This is a genomic window from Sporosarcina sp. FSL W7-1283 (assembly GCF_038003105.1).
GTDB classification, from domain to species: domain Bacteria; phylum Bacillota; class Bacilli; order Bacillales_A; family Planococcaceae; genus Sporosarcina; species Sporosarcina newyorkensis.
In genome coordinates this window covers 3,886,022-3,898,867 of the sequence record NZ_JBBOOL010000001.1, presented here as the reverse complement: position 1 = coordinate 3,898,867, position 12,846 = coordinate 3,886,022, and the positions used below count along the sequence as shown (strand labels likewise).

14 protein-coding genes are annotated in these 12,846 nt (G+C 41.2%); 13 read left to right on the top strand and 1 reads right to left on the bottom strand.

Annotated features, from left to right (window positions below):
• Window positions 1–506 precede the first annotated feature (506 nt).
• From rpmH to MKY93_RS20285, 11 genes are all read left to right on the top strand, one after another.
• Window positions 507–641, top strand: a complete 135-nt coding sequence (gene rpmH, locus MKY93_RS20335; protein WP_040760031.1) for a 50S ribosomal protein L34 — start codon at window positions 507–509, stop codon at window positions 639–641.
• Window positions 642–760: 119 nt separating this feature from the next.
• On the top strand, window positions 761–1,111 hold the full coding sequence (gene rnpA, locus MKY93_RS20330; protein WP_040760028.1) for a ribonuclease P protein component: 351 nt from the start codon (window positions 761–763) through the stop codon (window positions 1,109–1,111).
• 73 nt (window positions 1,112–1,184) lie between these two features.
• Window positions 1,185–1,958, top strand: a complete 774-nt coding sequence (yidC, locus tag MKY93_RS20325; RefSeq protein ID WP_340760879.1) for a membrane protein insertase YidC — start codon at window positions 1,185–1,187, stop codon at window positions 1,956–1,958.
• On the top strand, window positions 1,955–2,830 hold the full coding sequence (gene jag / locus MKY93_RS20320; RefSeq protein ID WP_221837397.1) for an RNA-binding cell elongation regulator Jag/EloR: 876 nt from the start codon (window positions 1,955–1,957) through the stop codon (window positions 2,828–2,830). Before yidC ends, jag begins: the two co-directional genes overlap by 4 nt.
• A gap of 346 nt (window positions 2,831–3,176) precedes the next feature.
• Window positions 3,177–4,562: a tRNA uridine-5-carboxymethylaminomethyl(34) synthesis GTPase MnmE gene (gene mnmE / locus MKY93_RS20315; protein ID WP_009499362.1), complete on the top strand. Its 1,386-nt coding sequence runs from the start codon at window positions 3,177–3,179 to the stop codon at window positions 4,560–4,562.
• A 51-nt stretch (window positions 4,563–4,613) separates the two neighbouring features.
• Entirely contained in the window at window positions 4,614–6,503 is a 1,890-nt protein-coding gene (mnmG, locus tag MKY93_RS20310; RefSeq protein ID WP_009499361.1) for a tRNA uridine-5-carboxymethylaminomethyl(34) synthesis enzyme MnmG, read from the top strand.
• A 51-nt stretch (window positions 6,504–6,554) separates the two neighbouring features.
• The gene (gene rsmG / locus MKY93_RS20305; protein ID WP_221837403.1) at window positions 6,555–7,274 is read left to right on the top strand and encodes a 16S rRNA (guanine(527)-N(7))-methyltransferase RsmG; all 720 of its coding nucleotides are present in this window, start codon (window positions 6,555–6,557) and stop codon (window positions 7,272–7,274) included.
• An 80-nt stretch (window positions 7,275–7,354) separates the two neighbouring features.
• Entirely contained in the window at window positions 7,355–8,215 is an 861-nt protein-coding gene (gene noc / locus MKY93_RS20300; protein ID WP_221837406.1) for a nucleoid occlusion protein, read from the top strand.
• Window positions 8,216–8,631: 416 nt separating this feature from the next.
• A complete protein-coding gene (locus MKY93_RS20295; RefSeq protein ID WP_009499358.1) occupies window positions 8,632–9,393 on the top strand; it encodes a ParA family protein in 762 nt (253 codons plus the stop codon).
• On the top strand, window positions 9,386–10,216 hold the full coding sequence (locus MKY93_RS20290; RefSeq protein WP_009499357.1) for a ParB/RepB/Spo0J family partition protein: 831 nt from the start codon (window positions 9,386–9,388) through the stop codon (window positions 10,214–10,216). The genes MKY93_RS20295 and MKY93_RS20290 overlap by 8 nt, the downstream gene beginning before the upstream one ends.
• A gap of 77 nt (window positions 10,217–10,293) precedes the next feature.
• The gene (locus MKY93_RS20285) at window positions 10,294–10,998 is read left to right on the top strand and encodes a DUF554 domain-containing protein (protein ID WP_009499356.1); all 705 of its coding nucleotides are present in this window, start codon (window positions 10,294–10,296) and stop codon (window positions 10,996–10,998) included.
• Here MKY93_RS20285 and yyaC read toward each other — a convergent pair.
• Complete coding sequence (yyaC, locus tag MKY93_RS20280; RefSeq protein WP_221837416.1) at window positions 10,909–11,547, bottom strand: spore protease YyaC; 639 nt, start codon at window positions 11,545–11,547, stop codon at window positions 10,909–10,911. The two genes, MKY93_RS20285 and yyaC, sit on opposite strands and share 90 nt — an antisense overlap.
• A gap of 124 nt (window positions 11,548–11,671) precedes the next feature.
• On the opposite strand from yyaC, the gene MKY93_RS20275 reads away from it, so the two are divergent.
• A complete protein-coding gene (locus tag MKY93_RS20275) occupies window positions 11,672–12,604 on the top strand; it encodes a mechanosensitive ion channel family protein (protein WP_245799558.1) in 933 nt (310 codons plus the stop codon).
• Entirely contained in the window at window positions 12,585–12,782 is a 198-nt protein-coding gene (locus MKY93_RS20270; RefSeq protein ID WP_009499353.1) for a DUF951 domain-containing protein, read from the top strand. The genes MKY93_RS20275 and MKY93_RS20270 overlap by 20 nt, the downstream gene beginning before the upstream one ends.
• Window positions 12,783–12,846 lie beyond the last annotated feature (64 nt).

The window sequence follows — 12,846 nt, the reverse complement described above, 5'->3', positions numbered from 1 at the left end:
TCGTGTGCCTCCTTTACGATGAGATATTAAAAAGCCTGGAATCCGCTTATGCACAGTATCCAAGCTTGTGGATAAAACTTATCGAAACATGTTGAAAAAACTATCCACATACTATTCACATATGTGGATAAGATTCTTTAAAAAAATTATACACACAATAAAAGCTTTTTAATTGTAACAGGGAACATGAATAATGACAAGGTGTCTAATGATTTATTCACAATGCCCGCAACTGTGCATAAAATGGTTATCCACAGCCTTGTATATGTGAAAAACTTGTCGACAAATGCCGGAATAAAAAATCCACAATTTTAGTCTGCACACAATTCATCAAGAATCTGCTTGCAAAGAATTGTGGATAAGTTATATGTTGAACGAGCTAAAATCTAGTGGGTAGTCAAATGCTAATGAATAGAAAAGCATTGACATTCTTTTACTGGGTGGCTATACTATTCAAGACTGTCACAATAGGAAAAGAGACAATCAAGCAGGAGGTGTCTTACGAAATGAAACGTACATTCCAACCAAATAAACGTAAACGCAGTAAAGTCCACGGATTCCGTACTAGAATGAGTTCTAAAAACGGCCGTAGAATTTTAGCAGCTCGTCGCCGTAAAGGAAGAAAAGTTCTTTCAGCATAAGGCCACTGACTTATCAGTGGTCTTTTTTTTGCTATTATGGCTATTTAGGCTAACGGAATTTGTTTACGTTGTTGAGGACCAGCAGATGAAGTTTGAAGAAAATTAAAGCAGGTGGAATTATGAAGAAGAGCCAGCGGATTAAAAAGAATAAAGAATTTCAGACGGTTTTTAAGAAAGGTAAATCATTCGCCAATCGGCAATTCATCGTCTATACCTATAAAAAAGAGCATCAAGAAGAGTTTCGCATTGGCTTGTCTGTCAGCAAAAAGGTGGGCAATGCAGTCACCCGCAATCGAGTGAAACGCTATATCCGTCAATCTTTCCTAGAAATGAAAGATGAGATTAGACAGGATCTCGACTATGTTATCATCGCAAGAAATCAAGCAGCCACGCTCGATTTCCATACGGCCAAAAAAAATCTGCAGCATGTCCTGCGAATTGCCAAAGTATTTAAAGACAAGAAGAAGTAGAACGTTTAGTGTCATCATGATAAACTGAGAAAAAAGTTGAGAAATCACCTTGTGATTGTTTGGGGGAAAACATGTGAAGAAGAAATTAATATTCCTTTCGTTGCTCGTCGTGGTCGCTGTCTTCATGGCTGGTTGTACGGAATTCAAAGAGCCGATCACCGCGGAAAGTACAGGGATTTGGAACGAGTACATAGTTTGGCCGCTCGTTACCTTGATTATGAAATTCAAATCTTGGCTTGGGACGTACGGATTGGCGATCATAGTCGTAACTGCTATCATTCGTACTGCTTTGCTACCATTAATTATTCAACAAACGAAGAGCTCGAAACGGATGCAAGAAATTCAACCACGTTTGAAGGCGTTGAAGGAAAAGTACAAGTCTAAAGATGCTGTGACACAGAAAAAGTATCAAGAAGAAATGCAACAAATTATGATCAATGAAAAGATCAATCCGGTTGCTGGATGTTTGCCAGTCATCATCCAAATGCCCATATTTATCGGTTTCTACCATGCAATCAACCGGATGAATGCAACACCGACGATTGAATTGGGGAACTTCTTGGGCGTTGCACTTGGTACACCGAGTATCGTATTCGCCATCATCGCCGGACTGTTCCAGTTGATGGTACTTCGCACGGGACCAGCAATGGATAACCCGCAAATGAAAGGCATGATGTATATCATGCCATTCATGATCATGGTTTTCGGATCATTCTTACCAGCAGCACTTGCCCTATACTGGGTTGTTGGAAACATCATTTCACTTATCCAAAATATTTTTATTTACAAGCCGTTTGACAAACCGAAAGACGGTGAAGTTGTAAAAACAGGAGGGAAAAAGAAATGAAGCAACTTACACAAAGGGCTGCAACCGTTGAGCTAGCAATTGCATCAGCTTTACAAGACCTGGGTGTAACGAGAAATGAAGTAGAAATAAAGGTGCTTGAAAACGGCAGAAAAGGATTTTTAGGTTTTGGGGCTAGGGAAGCAGAAATACTTGTGACAGTCACAAAACAGAAGCCAGCAAAGCAGCGAACACCTCAAGTAACAAATGAATTGACTGAATCTGATGAATCCAGAACATTAAATGAAGTCAGCGAAGTACCTTCCATTGTTACTGAGCCTGCACCAGAAGTGGTTCAGGAGCCGGCGGCGGAGTTGCAGCCAGAACCGATAATTGTTTCTGAACTGGAGCAGCAGCCAACTATGCTGGATCCAATTGACGATATGAATGAAGAAACTTCTAATCTCAAGAAGTACAGCGAAGCAGAAGCAATTGAGGAAACTAAACGTTATATAGAAGATGTAGCGAACAATATGGGGATTACAGACTTAGCTATCACGTACGAAACAAAAGGAAAGTACATCAATTTTCAATTGGATAGTGAAAAGGCAGCATTCTTAATAGGAAAAAGAGGCCAGACGTTGAATGCTATTCAGCAATTAGCCCAGCTCGTTGCCAATAAAGTCACCCATCAATTCAAGATTGTACGAGTCGACGTAGCAGATTATCGAGAACGTCGAGAGCAATCACTAGAGCAGCTTGCAGACCGCATGGCGGATCGTGCTATCCGTACGAAACGTCAAGTAGCACTTGAACCGATGCCTTCATACGAAAGAAAAGTCATCCATAATGCATTATCTCGCAGGCTGGATGTCGAAACTTTCTCAGAAGGAAAAGATCCATATCGACATATTGTAATTAAAGGAATCGAATAAATACTAGGCTGTCCGAAAAGTCATATATATGACTTTGGGACAGCTTTTTTTTACTCAATTTCCTCATACACCGTGCCAAACTGAATTCCTCATGCACTGACCAAAGCCTCCGTGGACTGATCTAAACTCTCTATGTACAGAAACAAACTATCCTCAAACAGTTGCAGTCTTGTCAATTTATGACTTGTACACATCTCCTGATTTGTCTATTTGTGAAATTATCCACATTTTTTCATTTCGCACGCTAGGAGATTTAGATGATTTATGATAATATAGGATGTTAGAAAGTTGTGTCCGCATTAAAGATATTCACATGTGGATAACGAAGCCAGGAAGGTGAAAAAACTTGCATTTTGATACGATAGCCGCCATATCAACTCCAATGGGAGAGGGAGCGATTGCAATCGTTCGGATTAGCGGTGAGGATGCGTGGACGATAGCGGACCGTATATTCCGTTCGCCTGCAGCTTTAGCCTTAAGTGAGCAACCCTCACATACGATTCATTACGGACATTTGCATAATCCTGCTACTGCAGAAATAGTGGAAGAAGTCATGGTCTCGATTATGAAAGGACCAAAGACGTTTACACGGGAAGATATAGTAGAGATTAATTGTCATGGAGGAATCACTTCGGTCAATCGGGTACTTGAACTCGTATTGACAGAGGGAGCAAGATTGGCGGAACCCGGCGAGTTTACCAAACGGGCATTTCTAAATGGTCGGATTGACTTATCACAAGCTGAAGCAGTCATGGATTTGATCAGAGCCAAAACGGATAAAGCGATGAACGTAGCGCTAAATCAAATGGAAGGAAAACTGTCCCATTTGATAGGCGATCTTCGCCAAGCACTTCTAGAAACACTTGCACAAGTGGAAGTGAACATTGATTATCCGGAATATGACGATGTAGAAGAAGTGACAATCCCCTTGATGATTGAAAAAGGGGAGTGGGTACGTGATGAGATTGATCAGCTATTACGTACTTCTTCGCAAGGGAAAATTTTGCGAGAAGGACTATCAACTGTTATTGTCGGGCGTCCGAATGTCGGGAAGTCTTCATTGCTAAATAGCTTAGTTCAAGAAAATAAAGCGATTGTGACTGACATTGCAGGCACTACCCGTGATATTATAGAGGAGTATGTCAATGTAAGAGGAGTTCCTTTACGTCTTGTTGACACGGCTGGAATTCGCGAAACGGAAGATATTGTGGAGCGCATCGGGGTGGAGCGTTCAAGACAAGTGCTGAAAGAAGCCGATTTGATTCTATTGATGGTCAATAGTTCAGAACCATTGACCGATGAAGACGAAAGGTTATTTGAAGCAGTTGCTGGAATGGACGTGCTCGTCATCGTCAATAAAACCGATTTGCCAGCGAAGATCGACTTGCAGCGAGTTTATGAAGTGGCGGGAAAAGAACGTGTCATCACAACGTCCATCTTACAGGAGCAAGGGATCACGGAATTGGAAGAAGCAATTGCCTCATTGTTTTTCGAAGGATCGATTGAGTCAAATGATATGACGTATGTGTCGAACGCTCGTCATATAGCGTTATTAAAACAAGCACGCAATACGATTGAAGATGCTGTAATGGCTGCTCAAACAGGAGTCCCGATTGACATGATTCAAATAGATGTAACACGTACATGGGAAATCCTTGGTGAAATTATCGGGGATACCGTTCAAGATAGTTTAATTACGGAGTTGTTTTCAAAATTCTGCCTCGGAAAATAATAAGTTCAGCCAACCAGCTGAACAATTTAATAATAGGAAGGATGAACGAACATGCCACAATTTGAAGCAGGCACGTTCGATTGTATCGTCATCGGAGCTGGACATGCAGGCGCAGAAGCGGCTTATGCTGCAGCAAAGATGGGCGCATCGACTTTAGTTTTAACAATGAATTTAGATATGATTGCTTTCATGCCATGTAATCCGTCACTAGGAGGACCTGCAAAGGGAATCGTGGTGCGTGAAATTGACGCACTCGGCGGAGTAATGGCAAAAGTTATTGATAAAACGCATATTCAAATGCGTCTTTTAAATACAGGTAAAGGCCCGGCTGTACGCGCTTTGCGTGCACAAGCCGATAAAGTTTTGTATCAGCAAGAAATGAAACGAATTTTGGAGGAACAGCCAAACCTTACACTTCGTCAAGCTGTCGTCGAACGATTGATTGTAGAAGACGATGAAGTAAAAGGGGTGGTAACGCAAATCGGCGCCATTTTCCGCGCGAAGACCGTCATTATCACGACTGGCACATTTTTGCGCGGGGAAGTTATTATTGGAGACTTGAAGTATTCCAGCGGGCCGAACAACCAAATGCCGTCCATTAAGTTGGCAGATCACTTGAAAGAGTTGGGCTTGCAAACAGTTCGATTCAAAACAGGTACACCGCCTCGAATTAATAGCAATACGATTGACTATAGCAAGACGGAAATTCAGCCAGGAGATGACGTGCCGCGTTCATTCAGTTATGAAACGACAGAGTTCATCATGGATCAATTGCCATGCTGGCTTACGTACACGACACCTGAAACGCATGAAATCATTAACGAAAACCTTCATTTGTCTCCAATGTATTCGGGGATGATCAAAGGTAAAGGGCCAAGCTATTGCCCATCCATTGAAGATAAAATCGTTCGTTTTGCAGATAAATCAAGACATCAAATTTTCTTGGAACCTGAAGGCCGCAATACGCGTGAAGTGTATGTCCAAGGATTGTCTACGAGTTTACCTGAACATATACAACATCGCTTAATCGCCAGTGTACCTGGTTTAGAAAAAGCGGAGATGATGCGTGCAGGCTATGCGATAGAGTATGATTCCGTTATTGCTACTCAATTATGGCCAACACTGGAAACGAAGAAAATTAAAAATCTATATACGGCAGGTCAAATAAACGGAACATCCGGTTATGAAGAAGCCGCTGCGCAAGGTCTGATGGCAGGAATCAACGCAGCACGCAATGTTCTTGGCAAAGATGAGGTCGTACTAGCGCGGAGTGATGCGTATATTGGGGTGTTAGTCGATGACTTGGTCACAAAAGGAACGAGCGAACCGTATCGTCTGTTGACGTCTAGAGCTGAATATCGTCTATTGCTTCGCCATGATAATGCAGACATGAGACTGACGGAAATTGGTTATCAAATTGGCATGATCAGTGAAGAAAGACACGAAAGATTTATTGCTAAGAAAGCGCAAATTGATGCTGAAATTGATCACTTGCGTAAGACTTCCGTCAAGCCGACAGAAGAAGTCCAAGCAATTATCGCTGAAGCAGGGGGCACCGCATTGCGTGAACCGATGAAAGCTGCTGATCTATTGAAACGTCCGGAAATGAAATACAGCGAATTACGCAAAGTAGTTCCACCTCTTGAAGAGATAAATGAGGAAGTGGCGGAGCAAGTAGAGATTTTCATTAAGTACGAAGGATATATCGAAAAGTCTATGCAACAAGTAGAGCGAATGAAGAAGATGGAGAACAAGCGGATTCCTGAACATATCGATTACGATGCGATTTCAGGAATTGCAAAGGAAGCAAAAGCAAATTTAAAGGCTGTACAGCCTTTATCGATTGCACAAGCTTCTCGTATTTCAGGGGTTAATCCCGCAGACATATCCATCTTATTGGTCTATATTGAGCAAGGGAAAATTGCGAAAGTATCCGGTTGAGTATATGGCTGGCGCAAAGATGCGTCAGTCTTTTTGAAAAGGAATGAGAACATGACGGAAGAACAGTTTTACGAAGCATTACGACAGGAAGGCATTGAATTGTCCGATGTGCAAAAACAGCAATTCAAGCGCTATTTTGAAGTGCTTGTAGAGTGGAATGAAAAAATGAATTTGACGGCGATTACGGATGCGCCGTCTGTGTATTTGAAGCATTTCTATGATTCAATCACTAGTTCATTTTACGTGGACTTGTCTTCTGTTGAATCGATTTGTGATGTAGGCGCTGGTGCTGGCTTTCCGAGTATTCCATTAAAGATTTGCTTTCCGCATCTTCAAGTGACAATTGTAGATTCTTTGAACAAGCGAATAACTTTTTTAAATCATTTGGCGAATGAATTGAAGCTGGAAAAGGTGGCGTTCGTCCATGCGAGAGCAGAGGAATTCGGACGCGATCCAAAGTATAGAGAACAATTCGATTTAGTTACCGCCCGTGCGGTAGCGCGTTTGTCTGTACTATCCGAGCTATGTATCCCGCTTGCTAAACAAGGAGGACTTTTTGTCTCCATGAAAGGCGCTGCGGCTTCAGAAGAACTGCAAGACGCAACGAAAGCTGTTAAATTACTCGGAGCAGTGTTGCAGGAAGAACATGAATTTTTATTGCCAGTAGAAAACAGTGAACGACATATCTTTATATTTAAAAAAGAGAAACAAACGCCAAAGAAATATCCACGAAAAGCAGGGGTACCAAACAAAACGCCAATTACAGGCTGAACCTATAAAAATGTTTCACGTGGAACGGAAAAAGAGATAGAATTGTAAAAGGGACTAGTTTCGAAAAGGTGGTGCAGGGGTTGAAAAATACTTTTTCGCGCTTTTTTGGTGGGGGAGAGAAGATAGGATCGATAGAAGAGGACGTTCAGAATCTTGAAAAGGTAGAACAAATTGCAATTGATTTAATCAAACCAAATCAATTTCAGCCGCGAACAATTTTTAATGACGAAAAAATTGAAGAACTCGCTAGAACGATCCATACGCATGGTGTCATCCAACCGATTGTAATTCGGAAAATGGATGAAGAACAGTATGAAATCATTGCAGGGGAAAGAAGATACCGTGCGATGCGCAAGCTCGGCTGGTCTGAAGTCCCGGCTATTGTTCGTAACCTGAATGATAAAGAAACAGCTTCGATAGCATTGATTGAGAACTTGCAACGTGAAGAGTTGACGGCCATTGAAGAAGCATACGCCTATGAAAATCTGTTAAAGCTCCATGAACTGACACAGGAGGCGCTAGCTCAACGATTGGGAAAAGGTCAGTCGACAATTGCTAACAAGATGCGTTTATTAAAGCTGCCTGAAGAAATACAAGATGCAATTTTGAAACAAGAAATTTCTGAAAGGCATGCACGTGCTTTATTACCATTAAAAGAAGCAGCTCTTCAATTAGAAGTAATGGAAGAAGTGAAAATCAATCACTATAATGTGAAGCAACTCGAAAAACGAATCCAAGAAATTCTACATCCTAGTGAAGAAGCGCAGCCTGCCAAAAAACGAGCACCCCGTCGAAAAGCAGTCAGCAAAGATGTAAGAATTGCAGTGAACACACTGAGACAATCTCTGTCTTTGATGACGAAGAGTGGAATCGAAGTGGAATCAGAAGAAGAAGACTCAGAAGAATTCTATACTATCACGGTCAAAATACCTAAAAAGTGACGAACCAAAACTCTTGCTACTCGACTAGCAAGAGTTTTCTTATATATCAATAGAGTTCATCTAATGAAGATGATAAAATGATAGAGACAGTATAACGAAAGTTTATACTCTTACGAACATAATACCGATTAGTTCCACAATGATTTTCACTTTAGTATTGAGGTTTTTAATGTAGAGACCAATTTATAAATGTTGGATTAAAGTTTTTACATGAGTTTAGGTAGAAATGGAAATCAGTGTCCTCACATTTTATTTTGATTGTAATTTATTTATTTCAGTTTATATAGTAAAGAAACTGAAGCAAATCTAGCGAAGGTTCAACTGCAGAGTCGACCGGAGCCCGGGGACTGGCAGCGATTATTGGTTTTTGCTTAAAGAATAAAATAATTGAACTATGAAAGAAAGCAGGTGCGAGAGTGGGTAAGATTATCGCCATAGCAAATCAAAAAGGAGGAGTCGGCAAAACGACGACTTCTGTAAACTTAAGCGCATGCCTTGCCCATATCGGCAAAAAAGTGCTTTTAATCGACTCCGATCCTCAGGGCAACGCAACGAGTGGAGTCGGCATCAATAAGGGAGACGTGCAAGACTGCATCTACAGTATATTGATTGATGACGTACCTGTAAAAGACGTCATCCTTCAGACGGAAATTGAAAATCTTGAGATTATCCCTGCGACCATCTCCCTAGCAGGGGCAGAAATTGAATTAGTCTCTACAATTTCTCGTGAGGTACGGATGAAACACGCCATACAGGATATTAAAGATCAATATGACTACATCATCATCGATTGTCCTCCGTCGCTTGGTCTGTTGACGTTAAATGCACTGACAGCTTCTGACTCGATCATCATTCCAGTACAATGTGAATACTACGCACTGGAAGGGCTCAGTCAGCTGCTCAGCACCGTCCGGCTCGTGCAAAAACATTTGAATGACTCGCTTTATATTGACGGTGTATTACTGACAATGTTCGATGCACGAACGAATTTGGGAATTCAAGTTATTGAAGAAGTGAAAAAGTATTTTCAAGACAAGGTGTACCGTACGATCATTCCGCGGAATGTTAGATTAAGTGAGGCACCGAGTCACGGTAAGCCGATTATTATGTACGATTCAAGATCAAAAGGTGCAGAAGTCTATTTAGAGCTGGCAAAGGAAGTGGTGGAGAATGAGTAAGGGTCTAGGTAAAGGGCTTAACGCATTGTTTCCTGGTGAGTCACTGGAAAAAGTGGAACTTCTGCGTTTGAACAGCATCATAGAAAATCCATACCAGCCACGGAAAGAGTTTGATGATACATCGCTTTCGGAGTTAAGTGAATCCATTAAAGAACACGGTGTGCTACAACCGATTATCGTACGAAAAGCAGGGACGCAATACGAAATTGTTGTAGGGGAAAGAAGATATCGTGCATCGAAGTTAGCGGGGAAAAAAGAAATTCCAGCGGTCGTCCGCGAATTAACAGATGAACAATCGATGGAAATGGCTATCTTAGAAAACTTGCAAAGAGAAGACTTGACTCCAATTGAAGTTTCAGAAGCCTACCAAAAGCTTATGGAAAGTCTGCAACTCACACAAGAACAACTAGCTTTTCGCCTTGGAAAGAGCAGACCGCATATTGCGAACCATGTCCGATTGCTCGCATTACCGGAGAAGGTACGAAAAGATATATCACAAGGAAATCTGACGATGGCGCATGGGCGGACTTTATTAGGTCTTCGAAAAAAGGAACAAATCCTATTAATTGCAGAAAAGACAAAGAAAGAGCACTTAAATGTTCGCCAATTAGAGAAGCTTGTACAACAATTAAATGAAGATGTTCCACGTGAAACAAAAAAAGAAAAGAAGAAAGATTTGTTCATTGCAGCTCAAGAAACTACACTAAGAGAACAATTTGGGACGAATGTAACGATTAAAAAGACAAAGAATAAAGGGAAAATTGAAATCGAATTTTTCTCAGACGAGGATTTTGAACGAATCCTTGAACTCTTGAATGATTAATAATTCGTCAAATACCTATTTTGCGAATAAAGCAAAATAGGTATTATTCTGACTGAAGAGGACACGGATGTGACTGCATGATATTATTTGGATCGGTGTTTAATGTGCTGACTATTGTGGTAGGTACATTGATTGGGCGTTTTTTACATGGTATACCTGAGCGAATGAAAGAAACGATCATGTATGGGATCGGACTAGCAGTAGTAGCAATTGGTTTGCAAATGACGTTCGAGTCCACACAAATCGTCATCGTAATTATCAGCATCGTGATAGGAGCAATCATTGGTGAGTGGGTAGATTTGGATCAAAAGATCAACCGACTCGGCCAATGGATTGAAGGAAAGCTGCCGGCAAGAAAAGAAGGCCCAGGTATAGCCCAAGGTTTTGTGACCGGCACACTTATATTCTGTGTAGGTTCTATGGCAATTATCGGTGCCATAGACAGTGGGCTTCGAAACGATCACAATGTACTCGTGATGAAAGGGATTTTGGATGGTTTTACTTCTATTATTTTAAGTTCTACATTAGGGATTGGCGTGGCTTTTTCAGCTGTTCCAGTTCTTCTGTATCAAGGTAGTATTACGTTTCTTTCAACGTTCATTAGCCGTTTTGTTCCAGATGATTTGTTACAGTTCTTTATATCTGAAATGACTGCGACAGGTGGGCTAATGATTGCGGCAATTGGCCTGAACTTAATCGGCCTGACGAAGATGCGTGTGGCGAATTTTATCCCTGGTATTGGTGTAGTTGCCATCCTGGTGACGATTGTTTATGCTTTTTGAAGTTTGCCGATGATGTGCTAGTTGTAAAGCTCTGCCAATCATGCGGCTCATTTCAAAAGGAAGATGCAAACGGGTACTTTGTAAAACGGCTTGTTCCATAAAACCAGCAATGTTGACGATGCCTTTAATTGAGACATCGCCGATTGGAGGAAGCTCTTTGCCCACTGCTTTTCCTGGTGAAATTGGTCCGCTATGGAACAATAGATCACCGACTGCGTCCCTTTTACTAAGACACGCGTCAATAGCAACAGTGAATGCATCAGGATAAATCTCGGTTGTTTGTTTGATTCGTTGTTGTAAATTTAATGCATGAAGAGGTTCCCTTAAAGTACCGATCACCGGGTAGGGAAATAAGCTGAGTTCAGATAAGTAGGAGCCAGTCAACGGACCCAGGGAGTCACCTGTTGAACGATCTGTCCCGATACAATAGAAAACAATAGGTTTTTGGTTAAAAGGGATATGCTCTGCGAAATAAGAACTTAATTTCCAGACAACACCGGTTTCTTTGTGGGGAATACGGTAATGATAAGAAGACTCAGCAATATACATACGGAAACACCAGTCCTTTATAATTTTTATACGTTAGGGTACTGTGGTAAAAAAATGTAAGTACGTATTGCTGTGCAGTATAACCTGGGGGATTGAGGTTTATACGAAAGGAGGATTTCTTTCAATGGCAGTGTCTACAAATACAGAAGTGAAAGAAAACCTAGAAGATGTTGGGGAAGCGTTTAAGCAAGTGAATAAAACATTATTTGATTCGGATTTTTGGATCAGTACCGGCTTCTTTGCGCTACGAATCTTTTTGATTGTCATGATTTCTATTGTGTTGGTTAAGGTAGGACATATGTTGATCCGCCGATTTTTTTCTATCAAATTAAAGAGTCCAATGCGTAAGAATGAACGGCGTGAAAAGACGATGATCAAGCTGTTGGAAAACGCATTGACGTATGTCGTGTTTTTTTCCGCGATGCTTTCCATTTTGACGGAGTTCGAAATTGATGTAAAAGGACTTCTAGCCGGAGCTGGAGTTCTTGGGTTAGCAGTTGGTTTTGGAGCACAAAGCTTAGTGAAAGATGTCATTTCAGGTTTTTTTATTATCTTCGAAGACCAATTCGGCGTGGGAGATTACGTACGCATTAATTCTGCCGAAGGAACAGTTATTGAAATTGGCCTGCGAACGACAAAGATTGGTTTATTCGGAGGCGAAGTATTTATCGTGCCGAATGGACAAATTGGCGAAGTTATAAATTTTTCGGTGACTAACTCTATGGCCATATTGGATATCGGGGTATCTTATGAAACAGATATCGACCATGCAGAAGAGCTGATATCCGAGTTTTTAAAAGGATTGCCAAAAGATCGCTATCCGGAAGTAATTGGCATTCCGGAAATGCTTGGCGTTCAAAGTATCGACCCATCCAAAATCGTGTTACGCATTGTAGCTGAAACAGAGCCTGTTGCAAATTTCAGAGTGGGAAGGAAGTTACGTCAAGATTTAAAGAAATTCATGGATCAAAATGGAATTGAACTGCCTTATCCAAAAATGGTGTTATTCCAAGAGAAGATGGAAGGGGATTCGCAAAATGGCGGAGAAAGAGTTTGATTTGCATGACGTGGTGGAGATGAAAAAACCACATCCTTGCGGCAAGAATGCATGGAAGATCATTCGAATGGGTGCCGATATCCGAATAAAATGTGAGGGATGCGGGCATAGTGTCATGATTCCACGTAATGAATTTGCCAAAAAGATGAAAAAAGTTCTTCTGAAGAACGAGTCTTGAGAACAAATAGACATTCAAGCATATTGTCCTTATAATGAAATGGTTGACTATCGAATAATGCAAG

Excerpts from the sequence above, each read along its gene's own strand:
- rpmH (WP_040760031.1), top strand. The coding sequence starts at position 507 with ATGAAACGTACATTCCAACCAAATAAACGTAAACGCAGTAAAGTCCAC.
- rnpA (WP_040760028.1), top strand. The coding sequence starts at position 761 with ATGAAGAAGAGCCAGCGGATTAAAAAGAATAAAGAATTTCAGACGGTT.
- jag (WP_221837397.1), top strand. The coding sequence starts at position 1,955 with ATGAAGCAACTTACACAAAGGGCTGCAACCGTTGAGCTAGCAATTGCA.
- mnmG (WP_009499361.1), top strand. The coding sequence starts at position 4,614 with ATGCCACAATTTGAAGCAGGCACGTTCGATTGTATCGTCATCGGAGCT.
- rsmG (WP_221837403.1), top strand. The coding sequence starts at position 6,555 with ATGACGGAAGAACAGTTTTACGAAGCATTACGACAGGAAGGCATTGAA.
- MKY93_RS20290 (WP_009499357.1), top strand. The coding sequence starts at position 9,386 with ATGAGTAAGGGTCTAGGTAAAGGGCTTAACGCATTGTTTCCTGGTGAG.
- MKY93_RS20285 (WP_009499356.1), top strand. The coding sequence starts at position 10,294 with ATGATATTATTTGGATCGGTGTTTAATGTGCTGACTATTGTGGTAGGT.
- yyaC (WP_221837416.1), bottom strand. The coding sequence starts at position 11,547 with ATGTATATTGCTGAGTCTTCTTATCATTACCGTATTCCCCACAAAGAA.
- MKY93_RS20275 (WP_245799558.1), top strand. The coding sequence starts at position 11,672 with ATGGCAGTGTCTACAAATACAGAAGTGAAAGAAAACCTAGAAGATGTT.
- MKY93_RS20270 (WP_009499353.1), top strand. The coding sequence starts at position 12,585 with ATGGCGGAGAAAGAGTTTGATTTGCATGACGTGGTGGAGATGAAAAAA.